The sequence below is a fragment of the Acinetobacter bouvetii DSM 14964 = CIP 107468 genome, from assembly GCF_000368865.1.
Lineage (GTDB): Bacteria > Pseudomonadota > Gammaproteobacteria > Pseudomonadales > Moraxellaceae > Acinetobacter > Acinetobacter bouvetii.
In genome coordinates this window covers 1029306-1049270 of sequence record NZ_KB849727.1, presented here as the reverse complement: position 1 = coordinate 1049270, position 19965 = coordinate 1029306, and the positions used below count along the sequence as shown (strand labels likewise).

Sequence of the window (19965 nt, the reverse complement as noted above, 5' to 3'; positions counted from 1 at the left end):
ACAGCAAAGGGAGAGCCAATTGAAGGCAAAATAAACTGCCATCAATTCAAGAGATTTCAAAAATTAACGCGAAATTTAACCATAAATAAACAAATTTTGCTGGCTTTTTATCAGCTTAAATAAAAATAGACAGCAAAAAAGCTGTCTATTGTTTTGAAAAGCATGATGAATTAGTTATTTCGGCCCATCACGCCGCGAATGGTATTCATAATGTCTGCAGGTAAAACCACTGTTTTAGCATTATTGGATTTCGACATATCCTGCATGGCTTTCACATACTGCTCGCCTAGAAGGTAAGCGACAGGAATTTCTTTGTCGCCTACTGCCGAGGTCACCATTTCAATGGCTTTTTGCGAGGCTTCCGCCAAGACCACTTGCGCTTCCGCATCGCGGCGTGATGCTTCCAAACGGCCGTCTGCTTCTAAAATGGCGGCCTGTTTTTCACCATCCGCTTTGGTGACCGTGGCGCGGCGCTGACGTTCAGCCGCTGCCTGTTCTTCCATTGCGGACTGCATAGTGCTTGATGGTTTAATATCTTGAATTTCTACGGTTTTTAACGTAATTCCCCAGTCCGAAATATCATCGGAAATACTGGCTTTCAATCGGGCTTTGATATGATCGCGTGATGAAAGCGCATCATCTAAATCCATTTCACCGACAATGGAACGCAAGGCTGTCTGCACGAGGTTCTGAATTGCCCATGTGTAGTTTTCGATCCCGTACACTGCTTTTTCAGGCGTGGTCAGGTTGATGTAGGCCACAGCATTCATCAATAAAACAGCATTGTCGCGGGTGATGACTTCCTGAGACGGAATATCCAGCACAATGTCTTTGGTGGTGACTTTGTAAGAGACTTCATCGACATAAGGAATGACAAAGTTCAAGCCTGGACTGAGGGTGGTGTGATATTTGCCTAAACGTTGAACAATCCATTTATAGCCTTGCGGCACAATGCGCACACCTTTAAAAATGGTGACGGCAACAAAGGCCAGCAGGGCAAATACAACAATCGTAGCTGCGCTCATTTATTTACTCACTTTTTTCGTTGTCAGTTTGATTGTGCAATTGCACAACGAGGTCATTGCCTAAAATGTCGACGACTCGGACCCGGTCACCCACTTGAACTGCGGATAAGCTGCGGCAGTTCCATTCATCTGAACCCAAGACCGGCATTGGAAAGCGCACCTTGATTTGCTCATGCTCTAAATTGGTTTGAATCACCATGCCGACTTGGCCAATCGTGGCTTCGCGGGACAAACCGGCTTTGGTTCTGTCTGTCGATAAGGGTTTAATGAATTTAAACCATGCGATGGTGCATAGCACAGACAGAATGATCCAGGTCACAAACTGGGTGGTGGTGCCCATCATTGGAAAAAGAAAATATAAAACGCCAACCATGATGGCGCCAATGCCAAACCACAGCGCCGCAAATGCAGGCAGCAGCAGTTCTGACAGAATCAGCAAAACGCCTAAAACAAACCAGTGCCAAGGTTCTAAAACAAATTCCATACATCTGCCCGTGTATTGCCGTAATTGATATAGATGACCAAGCATCTATATCAATGTAGCAGATGAATAAGTTTTTGAATATTTAAAAGAATACTAAATTTTAAATTTAGAAGCCGGCGCAGGCTTGAGCGCTGCTGGAGACGCCTTAAAATCTGCAATGGCTTTTTGGATGGATCGGATTTTCAGCTGAGCGGCTTTTTCGCCTTCTAAAATGGTTTCATTGCTGGCTTTTAAATCCAGTGTGCCAATGTGGCCGACTTTGGGCTGAATCACAATATTCGCGCGGTCCAATTCTTCATTAATGCTTTGCTGGCCCATAATATTCAGGGTTTGATCCAGCACGCCAAGCATATTCAGCGCCTTGCTTCCGTCTGGACGGGCAGAAATATCGACGGCAATCACGATGTCAGCGCCCATATCTTTTGCCGTTTTGACAGGAATAGGGCTGACCAAGCCGCCATCAACATATTTTAAACCGCCTATCGTGGCAGGGACAAAGACGTTGGGAATGCTGCAGGAGGCGCGCACGGCTTGTCCTGCATTGCCTTTCATAAAATCTGCCTTACGACCGTTGTCTAAGCGGGTGGCTACAGCGGCAAAACGGATTGGAAATTTTTCGATTGGCTTATGGCCGACGTTTTTATTGACATAGTCTTGCAGCTTTTGACCCAAAATTACCCCTTGGCGGTTTAAGGTCAGGTCACGGATATCGGATTCTTTGAAGCCAAGAGCAATTTGCTGCATCTGATACGGTGTTTTGCCGCTGGCGTACAGGCTGCCGACGAAACTGCCGGCGCTGGTGCCAGTGACGATTTTCGGCTTAATGCCGTGCGATTCTAAAACTTTTAAAACGCCGATATGGGCAAAGCCTTTGGCGCCGCCGCCGCCCAGCGCAATGGCGATCACGGGTTCACGGGCTTTAATCGGCGTGGTTTTGACGGGGGTGTTCACAACTTTGTCACAGCCTGCAAGGCTAAGGCCCAGCAGCCCAATCAAAGAGTAATGCAATAATCTCATAAAATTAAAACTGATTAAGTTCTGTTCAAATAGGCGCACATCTCAGCAAAAAAATGCAGATATAGCTAGTGTTTTTTCCATTGCTTTTGTAACGGCTTGGCCAGCCAATCTGGATTTTTAGGGGAAAACTTGCCTTCGTAGCGCTGCAGAATCTGCTCTAAATCCTGTTCAAAATGGCCTGTCGGCTCAAAAACGCCTAAGCAATGAATTGTTTTATTTTCATAATCAAAGGAGAACATCACAATCGGAATGCGGGCCTCATAGGCAATATAATAAAAGCCGCTTTTGATTTTATCGGCTTTTTTACGGGTGCCTTCAGGCGCCATGCCTACCCAAATCCGGTCTTTTGCGTGAATAATTTCGGCAATCTGTTTGGTCAGGCCCTGCTGACTGGCACGGTTGACCGGAATTACGCCAATCCATTCCAGCAGCGGCTTTAAAGGCGTATTAAACAAGGTGTGCTTGCCAAAGATCGTGATTTGAATGCCGAGTCCGAGCAGGGCGGTAAAGCCATGCCATGCATCTATATTGGAGGTATGCGGTGAAATAATGGCGACCGCTTTAGGCAAATTGGGAAATTCGCCTTCAAAGCTCCAGCCTTGAGCCAAAAAAATTTGCCTAAAGATCCGTTTGGTTAATGCAGAACCGCGTGCAGGCACTTGGTCTGGCAATGCTGGAAAATACTGGGTCATTGTTTTTATCATTGATATCCATTTATTTACATTATCATAGGCTGTTGATCTTGGGACTGCATTGGCAAGATTGTGCAGTCTGACCAATGGCCCTGATCAGCGGTGTCACGTGCCGAAGCAGTCTCTGCCGATGCTTTCCAAAACCGCAAGGAAATTTCATGCTTCAAATGCGCAATGTCTATCTGCTGCTGTTTTCACTGTATTGGGCGCAGGGTTTGCCTGTCGGCTTTATGACGCATGCGCTGCCAGTGGTTTTAAGAGCGCAGGGGGTGTCTTTGGCGCATATTGGCGGTTTTGGCCTGCTGATGCTGCCGTGGTCAATCAAGATTTTCTGGGCGCCTTGGGTCGACCGCATCGGCAGCGCGAAGCAGGGCCATTACCGGTCATGGATTATTCCAGCGCAGCTGTTGACAGTATTTGTGCTCATCGGACTGTCTTTTTTACCCATTCAGGCCTTAAATCAGCCGCTGTATCTGCTGGTTTTTTTTGCAGTTTTGCTGAGCATGAATTTGATTGGAGCAACACAGGATGTTGCGACAGACGGCCTGGCTGTCAATATCTTGAAAGGCGAACAGCAGCATTGGGGCAATACGTTTCAGGTGGTGGGATCCCGCCTTGGCTTCATTGTTGGCGGCGGGGCGATTTTATGGGCCTTGGACTGGCTGCAGTGGCAGCCTACATTTTTAATTTTGGCTGGCTTGGTGCTGATCAATACTTGGCCTGTTTTGATATATGAGGAAGCGCCGCGCACGAGTGCAATTGCGCATGATGTGTCCGCTTTAATGAATGCTCAACAGCCGGCGCCGCTGCAACAAAAGTGGGCGGAGATCCGGCATTATCTGGGCTATTTCGTTGAAAGCGCTGAGCTGAGGCGATGGCTGTGGGTACTGATCACTTTCAAGGTGGCTGACGGTTTGGCGGGGCCTATTTTAAAGCCGCTGATGGTGGATATGGGGCTGAGTTTCAGCCAAATAGGCGTTTATGTCAGCATGCTGGGGGCCGCTGCTGCGCTTGCAGGCGCCGGTTTGGCAGGCATTGCTTTAAAGTATTGCTCGCGTTTTCAGGCGCTGCTGATTTTTTCCATGCTTAAAGTATGCAGTTTAGCGGCTTATGCATGGCTGGCCTGGCAATATGATACCCAGCAATCGGTGCCGCCGCGGGTCATTTATGCCATTAATGCATTGGAAGATACGGTGTCTGCCATGCTTTTGGTGGTGATGCTGACGGTGGTCATGCAATACAGCCGCAGGCATTTGGCCGCTACAGATTTTACCTTTCATGTGTCGCTGCTGGCGACCGTCAGCGGCGTGCTGTACAGCTTAAGCGGTATTGCGGCGGATGCTTTGGGGTATAGCAATTATTTGATTATTATTACGCTGATTGCTGCGGTGTGCTTAATTCCGATTTATCGCTGGGGACGCTGTATTTTTAAAACGCGTGAATTGACAGAGCCGGCAGAATAGCCAAAGATAGCTGAGTATATTTTGCGCATATTTCAATATGGATATTGAACCGGTCTTTATCGCGTTAGGCTTTTTTGCATTTTGCGGCGGATTGATTGATGCCGCCGTGGGCGGCGGAGGGCTGGTTCAATTGCCGGCATTGATGCATGCCTTGCCTCAATACAGCCTTGCGACAGTGTTCGGCACCAATAAACTGGCGGTTTTAGCCGGAACCTTTTCATCATTCTTCAGCTATATGCAGAGGATAAAAATTGTTTGGGCGCTGCTGCTGCAGACTATGCTGGCGGCCTTTGTCTTTGCATTTTTTGGCGCAATGTCTGTGGCTTATATTCCAAAGGCTTTGATGCAATATGCAGTGTTTTTTCTGCTGATTGTGATGGCTGTTTACACCTTTATAAAAAAGGATCTGGGCAAGCTGCACACGCAAATTCAGTGCGGGAAAAAACAAATTATGCTGGGCATTGGCTTTGGCGCGCTGATTGGTTTTTATGACGGTGTATTTGGCCCCGGCAGCGGCAGTTTTCTGCTTTTCTTGTTTGTAAAAGTATTCGGATTTGATTTTTTGAATGCTTCTGCATCGGCCAAACTGGTCAATTTAGGCACATTCAGCGCATCTCTCTTGTTCTTTATTCCTTCTGGGCATGTACTTTGGATGATCGGCGGCATGGTGGCGCTATGCAATATTGCCGGTTCTATCTGCGGTACCTTTTTGGCGCTGCGTTACGGCAGCGGTTTTATCCGAATATTTTTCTTTATTCTGCTGCTGTTCTTAATTGGCCGAATGGGGCTGGAAATTTTTGCAGGCTAAATCTGCCGATGGAAGCATGCAGGCCTGATATCGGCGTTCAATTGGAAAGAGTGAAAGAAAAGCATTCCATCGGTGCATGCGCGCGTCAAAGGCTGGCCTGAAAAACAATTAAGCCAGTTTTAAGTTTGAACATTTACCTTAACAGCATCCATGAAAGCCCATGATGAATTTAGATGCTGACACAGTTAACGAATTTGAAGAACAAAATTCCGCCAATCTCTTTAGGCTGGTTTAATTTTTTTGTAGCGCTGTGGCTTGGCTTGGCGCTCAATGTGGTTTTTTATCAAAAAATTCAAGCGCTCACGCCCTATCAAGGGATCAAGGCGCAGCTCTTTATCGCGGCTACGGTTGCGGTGGTTATTGCACTGTATAATGCGCTCCTTCAGCTGCTGCAATGGCGCTGGAATGCCAAGATTCTGGCTTTCATTTGGGTTTTTATTGGCGGCTTCAGCGCATATTTTGTGGCGAGTCTAGGCGTGGTCATTTCTCCTGATCAAATTCAAAATGCGGTGCAAACAGATCCCAATGAGCTAAAAGATTTAGCTTCGGTCCATCTGCTGTTTTGGACTGTGCTGATGGTGATTTTGCCGATCGCTGTTTTTTCGCAAATCAAAATTCAAAAAGAGCAAATATCAAAGGTGCTGCTGAAAAAAGCGCTCAGCATTGCTGCGTCATTTGCAGTTATTGGCGGGCTGCTGTTCGTCTTTTATGTTGATTACGCAGCCATTTTTCGTGAGCACCGGGATTTGAAAGGCATGCTGTCACCGCAAAATGCCATTGCATCGGGCGTGTCATATTACCGTCATCAGGCGCCAAAAGAAAACCTGCCTTTGGTTGCTTACGGCACAGATGCGCACCGCAATGTGCCTGCATCGCATGGCGGCAAGCCTAAGCTGATGGTGCTGGTTGTCGGTGAAACAGCGCGGGCTGAAAGCTTTTCCTTAAATGGCTATGCGAAAAATACCAATCCGCAGCTCTCTAAATTAGACATCATTAACTTCAGCCAAGTCAGCTCTTGCGGCACTGCAACTGCAGTCTCTGTACCATGCATGTTCTCTGGCATGCCGCGCAAAGACTATGATGAGCAGCTGGCCAGCCACCGTGAGGGGCTCTTGGATATTGCTAAGCGTGCAGGCTATAAAGTGGCTTGGCTGGACAATAACTCAGGCTGTAAAGGGACATGCAACCGCATTGAGCAAGTGCAGTTCAGCCCTGAATTAAAGAAAAAATGGTGCAGCGGCACCCAAGGGGAATGCCAAGACGAAATTCTGGCAGACGGTTTAAAGCAGTATCTTGATGCCATTCCGGCGAATGACTTGACGCCGCGCCTGATTGTGCTGCACCAGATGGGCAGCCATGGCCCGGCGTATTATGCCCGCACCACCGCGGAGCACCAGCCATTTAAGCCGACTTGCGACACCAATGCCATTCAGGGCTGCACGCAGGAGGCTTTAATCAATACATATGACAACTCCATTGTGTATACGGACTATGTGCTGAGCAAAATTATCGGCACATTGCAGGGCAGCCAAAAATACCAAACAGGATTCTGGTATTTGTCAGACCATGGAGAATCAACCGGTGAACATGGCATGTATCTGCATGGCGCGCCGTATGCCATTGCCCCTGAGCAGCAAACGCATGTGCCGATGCTGATGTGGTTTTCGGTAGACTGGAAAACGAAAAATGCACAGCAAATTGCTTGCCTCAGCGCGCAAAAAAGCAAAGAATTAAGCCAAGACAATTTATTTTCGAGCTTGCTGAGCCTGCTGGACGTGCAAAGCAACGTCATTGATGAAAAAAATAACATGCTGCAACACTGCGCACCGGCTGCTTAAGAGAGTACTGAACTGATGAGCAAGATACTAATCATTGAAGATGACTTTATGATTGCTGAATCGACTCAAACCCTGCTGCAATATCAGGGTTTTGAGGTGATTTGGGTGAATAACGGCATCGATGGTCTTAAAAAGATCCAGCAGGAGCAGGTTGATGCTGTGCTGCTGGATTTAGGCTTGCCAATGATGGATGGCATGCAGGTGCTGAAGCAGATCCGGCAAATCCATCCGGCACTGCCTGTATTGATCATCTCGGCGCGCGACCAGCTGCAGCAGCGGGTGGATGGCCTGAATCAAGGGGCCGACGATTATCTGATCAAGCCATACGAATTTGATGAATTGCTGGCGCGCCTGCATGCCTTGCTGCGCCGCAGCGGAAAAGTACAGCTGCAAAACAGCCAGTCAATTTTAAGCTATGGCGATTTGATCTTGGATATTGAACAGCATTTGGCCAAATTTAAAGGCGAATATATTGATCTCTCGAATCGGGAGTGGGCAATCCTGATTCCCTTGGTTACGCATCCGAATAAAATCTTTTCCAAAACCAATTTGGAAGATAAGCTTTATGACTTCGACAGTGAAATCAGCAGCAATACTATCGAAGTCTATGTGCATCATTTGCGCAATAAGCTGGGTAAAGATTTCATCCGGACAATTCGTGGCTTGGGTTACCGTCTGGGGCAGCTTTAAACCTTTAGGATCTTTCAAAATATGGCGCTGCTGACAGGCAATTCGTTAAAGCGGAAGCTGATTCTGTACACTTCATTTTTCAGTGTGGTTCTAGGCTGCCTGCTGATGGTGTCTGCGTACAAAATTTCACTGGAAGAGACCAAAGAAATTTTAGATGCGCAGATGAAAAATTTGGCAGAGCGGGTTGCTGCGCATTCGCCAGAATTGATGCAGAGTCAGTTTGATCCTGAAAAGCATTATCATGAAGAAGATTTGTTTGTGGATGTATGGCCTTATTCGCAGCAGTCGCATCAGTATCATGAATTCAACTTGTTGATTCAGCCTATCCGTAAAGCAGGCTTTTATACTCATAAAACATCCCATGGCACATGGCGCACATATGTCCTGCCTTTAAAAGACTATCAGGTTCAGGTCAGCCAGCAGCAGTCTGTGCGTCAAAATCTGGCGATTGAGCTGGCGGGCAGCATGTTTATTCCCTATTTACTGTTTATGCCGTTTATGCTTTGGGGATTAGGCTGGATGATCAGCCGGATTTTACAGCCGCTGGATGACTTTAAAGCTGAGTTGACGCAGCGCGATTCCAAAGCACTGAACCCGATTCAATCGCAGCATTATCCTATTGAAATTGCGCCCACCATTGACGAAATGAACGCTCTGTTTGAGCGCATCTCATTGGCGCAGCAGGAACAGCGCCAATTTATTGCCGATGCCGCGCATGAGCTGCGTACGCCAATCACAGCTTTAACATTGCAAGTTAAAGTGCTGCTGCAGGAATTTCCAGAACATAAAGCATTAAATAATTTAGCTTTAGGCTTAATCCGCATGCAGCATTTGGTTGCGCAGCTGCTGAGTTTGGCAAAACAGGATGCGTCTTTGCCTGAACTGGAAAACAAGCATCCATTTTATTTAAATGAAACCGCGGTGCATTGCGTTGAAGCTCTGATGCATTTGGCTATGCAGAAAGATATTGATCTGGGCATGGAGCGCAATGAAGCGCTCATGGTCAATCTGCAAGAAACGGCGGTGCATTCAGTGATCTATAATTTAATAGATAACGCCATTAAATATACACCGGAGCATGGCGTGATTAATGTTTCTGTCTTTCAGCAAGATGGCATGGCTATCCTGCAGATAGAGGACAGCGGGCCGGGGATTGATCCCGCCCTGCATGCGCAAATTTTAAAGCGGTTTTACCGCGTGCATCACCATCAGGAAGTGGGCAGCGGGCTGGGGCTGTCTATTGTCGATAAAGCCGTAGAGCGCTTGAATGGCCGTTTAAGTTTTGGCAGCAGCGCCAGTTTGGGCGGTTTGCAAGTCAATGTGCAGCTGCCCAAAGCCTAATATTTAAAGGGTTAGGGCAGAGGCGTATGCGGCTCAGCGCCGCCGCTGCTCAGACGGCTGACCGGCTGCGCCTGCAGCGCAATGCGCTTATAGAAAATGCCGTAAATAAGGACATTGACCAGCCATACCACCCATGCCGTCCATAGATTGTGGCTGAGGAAATGCGCGCCGCGCATCATTTGCGCCCAGCCCATGGCAAAGCCTAAAATAAATCCAGAAAATAAAAAGAAATAGGCGCGTTTGGGATTGGAGAGTCGATAGACAAAATATCCTGTCATAAAAGCAAAGCCAGTAGAAGCGTGCCCGCCAGGAAAGCAGTGTCCGTTTTCATTTTTAAGCACCCAAAGAAATCCGTGCGGCAAAGCAGCGGTCATCGACCAAGGGCAGGCATGCGCAGACTGAGACTTTAAAATGCCAACGACAGCCGTGCACAGCATAGCCACCCAAAAGAAATAGCCTAATTCAAATCGTCGAGGCTTTAAGGGGGCAAATTTAAAGGAGGCCAGCCATTGCAGAAGAATCACCACATAGGCGGCAATCAGCACATTTTTGACCCAGCTGTGATTCAATACGGCCAAGGCCCAATCATAGCGCAGCGGGAATTCACCGGCTTCACTCATCCAGGGTTCAATCAGGCTTAAGTCCAGCGCGCCGCCCACAGGAAAAAACACCCAAAGCACGGCGCTGCAGCAGAGCAGCAGGCTGGCTTGAATAAAAGTAAAACGCTGTTGATCAGTCATGTAACGTGTATGAATTTTAAGGATGCTTCATTGCAGCAAAGTCAGCTTAAATTGCGCTTAAAATGGCAGCATGGAAAGCTATTTTCAGCTTTGTAATATGCTTATCAGACATGCGGCAAAGGCGCGAAAGCCAGCCATGCTAAAGTAAGTCAAAACATGCCGATAGCGAATGAATCCTTATGAGCATACAAGCCGTACTGTTTGATTTGGACAATACCTTGACTCACCGCGGGCAGAGTATCGGCGCTTATAGCCAGTTTCTTGCGCAGCGCTATGCAGCACAGCTGCTGGAGATGGATTTGCCTAAAATTCAGCGCATTATTAACCGCATAGACAATGGCGGCTATCCTAAAAAAGAAGAGTTAACGCATCCCAGCATTGGCGCATCGGTTGCCTATGCCTTATTGCAGGAACTGCACTGGAAAACCGTGCCGGATTTGAAGGAATTGAGCGCGTTCTGGTTTGAACACTTTGGACGGCATGCGGTTGCAATGCCGGGTGCAGAGTTTTTACTGCAAAATTTAAAGCAAAAACGCTATAAATTGGCCGTCATTTCAAATGGCGGCCATGCTACACGGCTGAATATTTTGCAGGGTTTAGGCTTTACGCATTATTTTGATGAAATTGTCAGTTCTGAATTGGCGGGGATCAGTAAACCGAAACCTGAAATTTTTCTGCAGGCCAGCGCGAAGTTGGGCATAGCGCCAGAGCGCTGCCTGTTTATTGGCGATCATCCCGTGAATGATGTGCAGGGGGCCTTAGGTGCAGGCATGCAGGCCATTCTGCTGGAAGGTTTTCATCCGGCAGATACAGATCAGCTGATGGTTTCTAACCGCATACAGCAGCTGGATCAGATCTGGACATTTTTAGGCTAGGCTGCAATCAAAAGGCAGGCAATTTAAGCAAAGCGGTTGAATTTGGCCGCTTTGCTTAAATTGCCGGACAGGATTCCTTTACTTAGAACATAGCATCTTCTGAGTTGGCGCTGATGCGGTGGATAGAGAGGTCTGCGCCGCGGAATTCTTCTTCTTGGCTGAGGCGGATCCCCATGGTGACTTTTAGAAGGCCGTATATCGTAAAGCCGCCTGCAAGCGCAATAGCAATCGCCAGAGCGGTGCCAAGAATTTGTGAAAGCAAAGAAACGCCGCCGAGGCCGCCTAGCCATTGCTGACCGAAAATTCCCACAGCAATGCCGCCGAATGCGCCGCATACGCCATGCAATGGCCAGACTCCCAGAACATCATCAATTTTCAGCTTATTTTGGGTATATGTGAACAGTTTGACAAAAATAATGCCTGCCGCCGCGCCAATGATTAATGCGCCTACAGGATGAACAATATCTGAGCCTGCGCAAATCGCGACGAGGCCTGCCAGTGGGCCATTATGCAAAAAGCCGGGGTCATTTTTGCCCATGAAGTTTGCTGAAATCGTGCCGCCCACCATGGCCATCAGTGAATTAATGGCCACCAGCCCTGAAATGGCATCTAGACGCTGTGCGCTCATGACGTTAAAGCCAAACCAGCCGACGATTAAAATCCATGAACCGAGGGCCAGAAATGGAATAGAAGAGGGCGGGTGAGCGCTGATGCGGCCATCTTTTTTATAGCGCCCATAGCGCGGGCCAAGCAAAAGCACCGCCGCCAGCGCAATCCATCCGCCCATGGCATGCACCACGACGGAACCTGCAAAGTCATGGAAACTGGCGCCAAAAGTATGCTGCAGCCAGCTTTGGAAGCCAAAGTTGCTGTTCCAGATCATGCCTTCAAAAAATGGATAAACCAAGGCCACCAGCAGTAAAGTGGCCAGCGCCTGAGAGCGCATTTTGGCGCGTTCCGCAATGCCGCCTGAAATGATGGCGGGGATGGCTGCGGCAAAGGTCAGTAAAAAGAAGCAGCGCATTAAATTGTAGCCGTGATCGGCAGCCAGGGCTGCGCCTGCATGGAAAAAATGCTGACCGTAGGAGATATAATAGCCAATAAAAAAATAGGCAATGGCGGAAAGGGAGAAGTCCGTTAAAATTTTACTGAGCGCATTCACTTGGTTTTTATGGCGTACAGTGCCGAGTTCAAGAAACGCGAATCCAGCATGCATTGCAAGCACTAAAACTGCACCAAGGAGGAGAAAAAGTAAGTCAATATTTTGCATTGTGAGTCCTAATTTAGTGCGTAGTGTCACAAAAGAAACCCAGTATATCGATGCAGGCGATTTCGAAAAGAGGATTGATTAAGGGAAATTTTGATTAATTTAGATTAAAAATATGCAAGACTCGATATAAAGCAAATACTTAGATGTTGCACTATATTAGTGCGTTTTTTATGTTAATTAATTTCTATAAATTTATTTTATTTCATATATTTATATTTATTAAATAGTGGATTTTATTTCAGTGTTTTGCAAAGGTGCATCATTGTCCCCAATTTAACGAATGTCCGCTGCATAAACAAAATGCAAAATTATTCAGAGTAGTCCGCGCTTAATGCACCGAGATAAACCAATTTTAGCTCAAGGCCGTTAACATCTATTTTTTATGATGTGAATTTTAAGCGCATTGGGCGCAATGATTAAAAATTAAAAAAAGCCTGTCACTCCAATAAGCCGTATTTGCACGTGAAAACTATCCCTTATGAAAACTCTGCAATGCATCAGCGGCGGCACTGGAGCAGGCATATGAATCAAAGCAATCTTATTTTAGCCTTCAGTGAAAATGTGCTGTGATGGCAGCAATGCTCTTTTAGGATTGCATGCTGTACGGGTGAATACACGGGGAGATTTGGCTTGCAACATGCTGAGGTCTAATGATGGATAAAAAAAAAGCAGATCCGCAGATCTGCTTTTGATGGTGCTGAATCAATGCAAAATTTTGTTAAGGAACTGCTGCGCCCGTTCACCGCGCTGAGTATTAAAGAACTCATCTTTGGTGCAGTCTTCGACAATTTTGCCCTGATCCATAAAAATAATGCGGTTGGCAACTTGCCGGGCAAAGCCCATTTCATGCGTGACGCACATCATGGTCATGCCTTCTTTGGCCAGCTGCACCATTACATCCAGCACTTCATTAATCATTTCAGGGTCTAGGGCCGAGGTCGGTTCATCAAACAGCATGGCGATCGGATCCATGCTGAGCGCCCGGGCAATGGCAACACGCTGCTGCTGTCCGCCAGACAGCTGTGCAGGGAATTTAGCGGCCTGCGCGCTGAGGCCGACACGATCTAAATAGGCCAAGCCTTTTTTCTTGGCGTCTTCTTCCGAACGGCCTAAAACTTTAACTTGCGCAATGGTCAGGTTTTCAGTAATGGATAAATGCGGGAATAGCTCAAAATGCTGGAACACCATGCCGACACGGCTGCGCAGCTTATTTAAATCTGTTTTCGGATCATTAATGGAAATGCCATCTACCAAAATGGTGCCGGACTGAAAAGGCTCTAAACCATTCACTGTTTTAATGAGGGTCGATTTTCCAGAACCTGAAGGCCCGCAAACGACAACCACTTCGCCTTGGCAAATCTGCGTAGTGCAGTCAGTCAATACCTGAAAGTCTTTATACCATTTGCTGACATTTTGGAGGTCAATCATTACTTTTTGATCTGTCATACACTTAACCTCCGCTGCAATTTTTTAACTGCATACGTTGCGATCATGCTGATGGTGAAATACACCAAACCAGCGAATAAAATATATTGAGTAAGCAGGGACATTAAGTCGCCGCGCACGTAGTTGGTGCGGAAAAAGTCCAAAAGTCCAATGGCGTAAACCATGGTGGAATCCTGAAATAGAATGATGGTTTGCTGCAGCAGCAAAGGCGTCATTTTGCGGAATGCCTGAGGCAGAATGATCAAGCGCATGGCTTGACTGTAGCTCATGCCCAGCGCATAAGCCGCTGAAGTTTGCCCTTTAGGGATGGACTGAATGCCGGCACGGACAATTTCAGAAAAATAGGCCGCTTCAAACAGCATAAAGGCCACAATGCTGGATACCAGCGCCGTGTCGATGGTGAGGTAATTGCCTGTAATTCCGGTATAGATAAAAGGCACCGCAAAATAAAACCACATTAAGACCAAAAGCAGTGGAATGGAGCGGAATAAATTGACATAGCCTTTGGCAAACCAATTCAGCGCTTTAATGGAAGACAAACGCATCAATGCGAGCAGCGTGCCAATAAAGACCCCGCCGATCGTTGCGCTGATCACCACTTTGAGCGTGATGCTTAAACCATGCCACAGAGCAGGGCCAGACTGCTGCAAATCTTGAATAAATGAAGTCAGCCAATCCATTATTTATCTCCTGCAATTAGGCCAGGAACACGCAGGCGTTTTTCCAGATAGGTCATAAAGCCAATCAGGCAAACATTAATGACCATGAAAATAATGGTGACATAGGTGTAAATTTCGATGGTGTTTTGCGTGTACTCACTGATAGTTTTCATTTGCGCAATAATTTCTGCGACCCCAACCAAAGAGGCGACCGAGGTATTTTTTACACAGTTGGTCAGTTCAGAACTGAGCGGCGGCAAAATGGTGCGGAAAGACTGTGGCAAAATAATGTGGCGGTACAGCTGAGCTGTGGAAAAACCCATCGCATAGCCCGCATTGGTTTGCCCGACAGGCAAAGCTTCAATGCCCGTACGCACCTGTTCACAAACGCGGGCGGCGGTGAATAAGCCTAAGCCGACACTGGCCGAGATTAACGCCGTGGTGTTGGCGCCTAAATCATTCATCCACCAGTTTTTAATTCCAGCCGGCAGGAAATTAGGCACCACATAAAACCAGATAAAGAGTTGAATCAACAGCGGCACATTTCGGAAAATGGTTACGTAGGCCGTACCGATGCCGCGGGCAACCGGGCTGGGCAAAGTCCGCATGATGCCTAAAATGCTGCCGAGCACCATGGCAATGCTCCATGCGACCAGCGCAATCACAAACAGCCAGCCCAGGCCAATTAAAATCCACTCCAGATATGTGGAATCTCCCACACCTGTGGATTGGAAGAGCACACCCCAATTCCAGCTATAATTCATAGAAACTCCCTTTTTAGCTTAAGCCAAATTCCTTTTGGCTTAAGCATTTACAGAATGTTTAGGGATGATTATTCGTCACGGTCATGCGGATTGCTGATAAGCGCCTTCAGCTGATCGGACATTGGGAAATTCAAGTTAATATTTTTAGGCGGAATTGGCATTTGGAACCATTTCTTATACATTTCGTTGATTTCGCCTGAGCTGTAAGTCGCTTTAATGGCATCGTCAACAACCTGCTTAAAGCCTGTATCGCCTTTACGCATCATGCAGCCGTAAATCTCATGAATCGGCGCAGTGCCGACAATTTCCCATTTATTTGGATCTTGTGCCTTCGATTTTTCACCTGCCAGTAGAATGTCATCCATCATAAAGGCTGCCGCGCGGCCATTCTGCAGCATTAAGAACGATTCCGCATGGTCTTTGGCCGAAATGACTTCACCAATGCCCAGCTCTTTTTCATGCTGGCGGATGTAGCGCTCTGATGTTGTGCCCGCAGTGGTCACCAGTTTTTTGCCTTTAAGGTCAGCAAAGTCTTTGACACCGGAATCTTTGGCGGTAAGCAGGCGGGAACCGACTTCAAAGAAGCCTGTAGAGAAGGCCACTTGCTGCTGGCGTTCTTTGTTGTTGGTGGTGGAACCGCACTCTAAATCGACAGTGCCGTTAGAGACTAAAGGAATACGGTTCTGGCTGGTGACAAGGTTATAGCGGACTTTTAAATCCGGCATGTTTAATTTCTTTTTGACCGCTTCTACCACTTTCAGCTGCAGGTCATGCGCATAGCCAACGGGCTGGTTTGGATTATCGGCAATATATGAAAATGGAATAGAGGAGTCGCGGTAGCCCAAGACAATGGTGCCGGACTTTTTGATTTTATCTAAAGTACCTGAGTCGGAAGCTGTTGCTTCGCCGCCCGCAGGCTTATCAGAAGATGGAGCTTTATTGTCGCTGCAGGCACTCAGACCGAGCATGAGAGCACTTGCACAGAACAGGGAGGTCATGGTGCGTTTATAGATCATTGGCAAAACTCCTTTTTATTGCTTGTTCATCAATTGCTTTAATTGTCGATGGTTTAAAGCCATCAGGTTGTTGCAAAGATGATTTCTGACATGTACAAAAACCGTACATTAGATTTCATCTTAAGCGAGATTTGAAGAATTGCTCAAGCAAATTTTTTTACGATTTGTTAACGGTAAATGGTTATGATTTAAACAGTTTTTATGGCGCAGAAATATAAGAAAAGTACAGCACAATATGTGCCAGCTATGCTGATTTTTAATTTCAATTTAGACAAAAGTAGCCTGCTGAACAGGGCTGCTATTTTTAAAAAAATAGAACTATGGGATGCAGAAGTAAAAAGGTTAAGGCTCGCTTTGATTAGAATAAACTATTCTGTTGAATCAATTATTCAGATGTTGCCTTTATTTAGATGTTTCATAATATTGTTCTATGTGTTCAATTAAAGCCATGCTCAGGCGATGAATATGCTGTCCATGCTCTATTAATGCATTTTGATGTTTAATCTGTTTTTTGTCGTTGGCTAACAATAAATGCTGTTGCAGGATTTCTTCAGAATGAAACAGTTCAAAAGCCAGCTGGTTTAAATTGGCATCGTATATTTGGCTATGCACAAAAATATGCAGTTCTTTGGCAAAGACTGGAATGAGTTCTAAATATTCGGTTTCTAGGGTATGCAAAATATTTTCGGTACTTTGTTTATTTTGCTGCATTTGTATAAGGAAATCGTCACTGTAGCGCTTAATGCGGTAGAGCGTGGGCAGGAGTGTCACAAAATATTTTTGCTTTTGTATGTTTTGCAATGTGCGGTCACGCTGTAGTTCTAAATGGTTTAAATATAGAGGTACACTAATGGCCACGAAAATGGCAATGACGGAACCGACGGCTTGCACCCACGCGGCTAGTTCTTGATTAAATATTAAATCTGCTTGTGTTGGCATTGAATATTCTCATTTTATTGTTGTCTTGATTGTGCCAACTATTGCATGGAAACGATATGGCATTAATAGCCGATTCAGGCTTTGGGTGTTCATTCATAAAGTTGCGCTATAATCGCTCTTTTGCTTTGCATTTACTTATGGCTTTTGATTTAAAAACCACGGTTCAGCCCAATATCGAGCGCTCTACTCCTGAGAAAAAGCTCAACCGTTTAATTGATCAAATTGAACAGCTGAAACGGGAACTGGCGGCATGGGAAAATGCAAAATCAGATATTCAACTATATAGCCGCAAGCGCTTTATGCCGGTGTATGCAGCGCTGCATGAAGTGTTATTTAAGCAATTAGAACAGCTTTGGAATAGCCTAAGCCGTTATGAGTTCAGCAAAGCCGATGCTGCGCAGCTGGATGATAAAATTTATGCCTTGGCCAAAATACTGAAATCTTCAAAGCTGCTGAATCAAGCGCAGCTGGAAAAGGTGGATGAGCTGTATGCATATTATCAGCAAATGGCTGAGTATGAGCTCAATAAGAAATCTAAAAAGAAAAATGATGCAGCGTATTCAGATCTGAATGGTGATTTTAAAGAAGCCAATGAAATGGACGAGGCTGAGGATTGGGAAAATACCGAGTGGGAGCATGAGGATTGGAACGGAGAGCATTACAGTCAAGCGCGTGAACAGGCCAAATTCAAACGCCAGCAAGAAAAACGCGAACAGGCAGAAAAGCTAGTCGAGCAGTCGCTGAAAACGGTGTATTTAAAAATTGCGGCCAGCATTCACCCTGACCGCGAACCTGATGAAACTAAAAAATTAGAAAAAACCAAATTATTCCAGCGCGCCAATGAAGCCTATGAACAGCAGGATTTGTTTTATCTGCTGAAATTGCAGCTGCAGGTGGAATCCAGTCAAAGCAGTTCGCAAAAGGGTTTAAGTGCCGAGCAGGTCAAGTTTTATAAAATGGCGCTGGATGCGCAATGTCAGAAACTGCAAAGCCAAATAGATGATTTGATTGATGCTTTGGTATGGTCTGAAAGCGCTAAAATTACCGTGCAAAAGTCTAAAGGCAAACTAAAAATTGAGGACTTGTATAAGCAGATTGATGCAGACACTTCGGCTTTAAAACAGCAAGTGAAAGTAGAAAAGCAACGGCTAGGCTATATGGGAAAAGAGAGTGGGTTGGAGATGTTGTTGGAGCATCAAGTGCTTTAAGCTTTTCGCCCTCTCCCTTTGGGAGAGGGTCGGGGTGAGGGGTTGTTTTTAGATTCACCTCTCCCTGACCCTCTCCTGAAAGGAGAGGGGAAATCCATTACATATCAAATTTAAGTTATAAATTTCGATATATTGGTGGGGCTAAAATTTCATAATAAAAATTAGATTCACAATGAAAGTTCCCTCTCCCTATGGGATGAGAAGCACTGCTTCGCAAGGGGGAGAGGGAAATAAAAATGAAAATAGATCCTGCATTATTAGAGTTTGCCAAATCCATGCGCCACACCGCCACCGATGCTGAAATTTTAATGTGGCAACTTTTACGTAATAAGCGTTTTATGAACCTTAAATTTCGCAGACAGCATGTGATTGCACCATATATTGTGGATTTTTACTGTCATGAGTTGGGTTTAGTCATTGAGTTAGATGGCAGTCAGCATGGCACAGACGATGCGATTGAATATGATACTGAACGAACCAAGTTTTTAGAGGCTTTGGGTTTAACAGTTGTACGGTATTGGAATCATGATGTGTTGGGGCGGACGGATGTAGTTTTGGAGGATTTGTGGCAGAGATATTCTGAATTAAAACAGACCTCTCCCTAACCCTCTCCTAAAAGGAGAGGGAACATTCATTGAGCGTCAAACAACGCTGAAATTCACAAAGGTTGCTCCCTCTCCCTATGGGAGAGGGCTGGGGTGAGGGTATTAGATACAAATCGACATAGCTCGAATTCTCACAGCGGGACCCTGAATTTTTAATTTAAGAACTTGATTTAATTTTTGCATAATAAATTCTTTCACTAATAAAAATTGAATAGCTTTTTGATGTTCTTGCCAAGCGATAAAACCTTGTTCAAGAATACGAAGTAATGGGGAGATTAAACTACGTTGAATTAAATCAATTTCACCATCAGGGCTAACTGTTTTTGTGATTTTCCCATAAATGTGAAAGTATCCATCAGTGAGTTGGGCTTTGATTCTTTTAGGGTCTTGATCATTAATGTCTAAATCAACAATACCGATACATTTTCCTTGATTATCTAAAATCATCATTTCAAGTAAATTAGATTCTAAATAATTTTTTTCTAGTTCATTGATAACACCAGTTAAAATTTGAATACCATTTTTTGCATTTAGGGCTTGATTACTTGGTTTATTCCCTTTTTGAGGAATTGTTTTATTACTAAAAATTTCATTACCAAATAGATTGAAAATGGTTTCAAAGTGAGGTGTTAGAGACTTAATTATTTGTATAATTTCGAAAAAGTCGACAGGTTGTAAAATACCCTCAATTTTCTTATAAGGTATATCACTTTCAATCTTTGTAAGATCTTTAATTTCATGAACATATTCATTTACATATAACTCCTTTAGTACTTTCATATGAATAGCACCGAGGGTTAAATACTTTGTTGAACTCTTAGAATAATTGTTATGGCTTTGATTATCTAAGTTTCCTTCAAAATTTCCTTCAGCCTTCGCTAACCATTCAAGAATGCCATTTGTACCAATATTGGCAGTACCTTTTAGTCTCTTATTATTTTGATCAGAATTAGTATGAGATATATTGGTTGAGGTTTCGACTCCATCAAATAAATATCCAGCACAGTTGAGAAGCATCTTTTCATTAAGGTAAATAGGTTCTAATAAGTCTTTCATATTTATAAAAATAAAGGGCTGAATAATCA

The 19965-nt window shown here is 45.3% G+C and carries 20 protein-coding genes; 8 read left to right on the top strand and 12 right to left on the bottom strand.

What is annotated here, in order from left to right; genetic code table 11:
• Nucleotides 1-170: 170 nt before the first annotated feature.
• From F941_RS11930 to F941_RS11915, 4 genes are all read right to left on the bottom strand, one after another.
• Nucleotides 171-1025, bottom strand: a complete 855-nt coding sequence (locus tag F941_RS11930) for an SPFH domain-containing protein (RefSeq protein ID WP_005011598.1) — start codon at nt 1023-1025, stop codon at nt 171-173.
• 4 nt (nt 1026-1029) lie between these two features.
• Nucleotides 1030-1509 (bottom strand): NfeD family protein, encoded by a 480-nt coding sequence (locus F941_RS11925; protein ID WP_005011596.1) that lies wholly within the window; start codon nt 1507-1509, stop codon nt 1030-1032.
• 93 nt (nt 1510-1602) lie between these two features.
• Nucleotides 1603-2526, bottom strand: a complete 924-nt coding sequence (locus F941_RS11920) for a patatin-like phospholipase family protein (RefSeq protein ID WP_005011594.1) — start codon at nt 2524-2526, stop codon at nt 1603-1605.
• 65 nt (nt 2527-2591) lie between these two features.
• Nucleotides 2592-3218, bottom strand: a complete 627-nt coding sequence (locus F941_RS11915) for a 1-acyl-sn-glycerol-3-phosphate acyltransferase (RefSeq protein WP_018573097.1) — start codon at nt 3216-3218, stop codon at nt 2592-2594.
• 167 nt (nt 3219-3385) lie between these two features.
• On the opposite strand from F941_RS11915, the gene F941_RS11910 reads away from it, so the two are divergent.
• The 5 genes from F941_RS11910 to F941_RS11890 all read left to right on the top strand — a co-directional run bounded on the left by F941_RS11910 (nt 3386) and on the right by F941_RS11890 (nt 9358).
• Nucleotides 3386-4681: an MFS transporter gene (locus F941_RS11910; RefSeq protein ID WP_026253461.1), complete on the top strand. Its 1296-nt coding sequence runs from the start codon at nt 3386-3388 to the stop codon at nt 4679-4681.
• Nucleotides 4682-4718: 37 nt separating this feature from the next.
• Complete coding sequence (locus F941_RS11905) at nt 4719-5489, top strand: sulfite exporter TauE/SafE family protein (protein ID WP_005011587.1); 771 nt, start codon at nt 4719-4721, stop codon at nt 5487-5489.
• 173 nt (nt 5490-5662) lie between these two features.
• Nucleotides 5663-7327: a phosphoethanolamine transferase gene (locus tag F941_RS11900; protein WP_005011583.1), complete on the top strand. Its 1665-nt coding sequence runs from the start codon at nt 5663-5665 to the stop codon at nt 7325-7327.
• Between the two features lie 15 nt (nt 7328-7342).
• Entirely contained in the window at nt 7343-8017 is a 675-nt protein-coding gene (locus F941_RS11895; protein WP_005011581.1) for a response regulator transcription factor, read from the top strand.
• A 21-nt stretch (nt 8018-8038) separates the two neighbouring features.
• Nucleotides 8039-9358: an ATP-binding protein gene (locus F941_RS11890; protein WP_005011579.1), complete on the top strand. Its 1320-nt coding sequence runs from the start codon at nt 8039-8041 to the stop codon at nt 9356-9358.
• Nucleotides 9359-9369: 11 nt separating this feature from the next.
• Here F941_RS11890 and F941_RS11885 read toward each other — a convergent pair whose 3' ends face one another.
• A complete protein-coding gene (locus F941_RS11885; RefSeq protein ID WP_005011577.1) occupies nt 9370-10098 on the bottom strand; it encodes a phosphatase PAP2 family protein in 729 nt (242 codons plus the stop codon).
• A 179-nt stretch (nt 10099-10277) separates the two neighbouring features.
• Here F941_RS11885 and F941_RS11880 point away from each other — a divergent pair, with 179 nt between their 5' ends.
• Nucleotides 10278-10973: an HAD family hydrolase gene (locus F941_RS11880; protein WP_005011576.1), complete on the top strand. Its 696-nt coding sequence runs from the start codon at nt 10278-10280 to the stop codon at nt 10971-10973.
• Nucleotides 10974-11055: 82 nt separating this feature from the next.
• Here the strand turns inward: F941_RS11880 and F941_RS11875 are convergent, their stop codons facing one another.
• The 6 genes from F941_RS11875 to F941_RS11850 form a co-directional block, all read right to left on the bottom strand.
• Entirely contained in the window at nt 11056-12243 is a 1188-nt protein-coding gene (locus F941_RS11875; RefSeq protein WP_005011574.1) for an ammonium transporter, read from the bottom strand.
• Nucleotides 12244-12945: 702 nt separating this feature from the next.
• Complete coding sequence (locus F941_RS11870; protein WP_171065529.1) at nt 12946-13671, bottom strand: amino acid ABC transporter ATP-binding protein; 726 nt, start codon at nt 13669-13671, stop codon at nt 12946-12948.
• 14 nt (nt 13672-13685) lie between these two features.
• On the bottom strand, nt 13686-14369 hold the full coding sequence (locus tag F941_RS11865) for an ABC transporter permease subunit (RefSeq protein WP_005011568.1): 684 nt from the start codon (nt 14367-14369) through the stop codon (nt 13686-13688).
• Nucleotides 14369-15112, bottom strand: a complete 744-nt coding sequence (locus tag F941_RS11860; protein WP_005011567.1) for an amino acid ABC transporter permease — start codon at nt 15110-15112, stop codon at nt 14369-14371. The genes F941_RS11865 and F941_RS11860 overlap by 1 nt, the downstream gene beginning before the upstream one ends.
• A 68-nt stretch (nt 15113-15180) precedes the next feature.
• Nucleotides 15181-16128 carry a transporter substrate-binding domain-containing protein gene (locus tag F941_RS11855; protein ID WP_005011565.1) on the bottom strand — a complete coding sequence of 316 codons (948 nt, stop codon included), beginning with the start codon at nt 16126-16128 and terminating at the stop codon, nt 15181-15183.
• Nucleotides 16129-16530: 402 nt separating this feature from the next.
• Nucleotides 16531-17067 (bottom strand): hypothetical protein, encoded by a 537-nt coding sequence (locus F941_RS11850; RefSeq protein WP_005011564.1) that lies wholly within the window; start codon nt 17065-17067, stop codon nt 16531-16533.
• A gap of 137 nt (nt 17068-17204) precedes the next feature.
• Between F941_RS11850 and F941_RS11845 the strand changes: the two genes are divergently transcribed.
• Both F941_RS11845 and F941_RS11840 read left to right on the top strand, forming a co-directional pair.
• The gene (locus F941_RS11845) at nt 17205-18275 is read left to right on the top strand and encodes a hypothetical protein (RefSeq protein WP_018573095.1); all 1071 of its coding nucleotides are present in this window, start codon (nt 17205-17207) and stop codon (nt 18273-18275) included.
• Between the two features lie 236 nt (nt 18276-18511).
• A complete protein-coding gene (locus F941_RS11840) occupies nt 18512-18880 on the top strand; it encodes an endonuclease domain-containing protein (RefSeq protein ID WP_005011562.1) in 369 nt (122 codons plus the stop codon).
• A 102-nt stretch (nt 18881-18982) separates the two neighbouring features.
• Here F941_RS11840 and F941_RS11835 read toward each other — a convergent pair whose 3' ends face one another.
• On the bottom strand, nt 18983-19936 hold the full coding sequence (locus F941_RS11835; protein WP_005011561.1) for a DUF6414 family protein: 954 nt from the start codon (nt 19934-19936) through the stop codon (nt 18983-18985).
• Between the last annotated feature and the right edge of the window lie 29 nt (nt 19937-19965).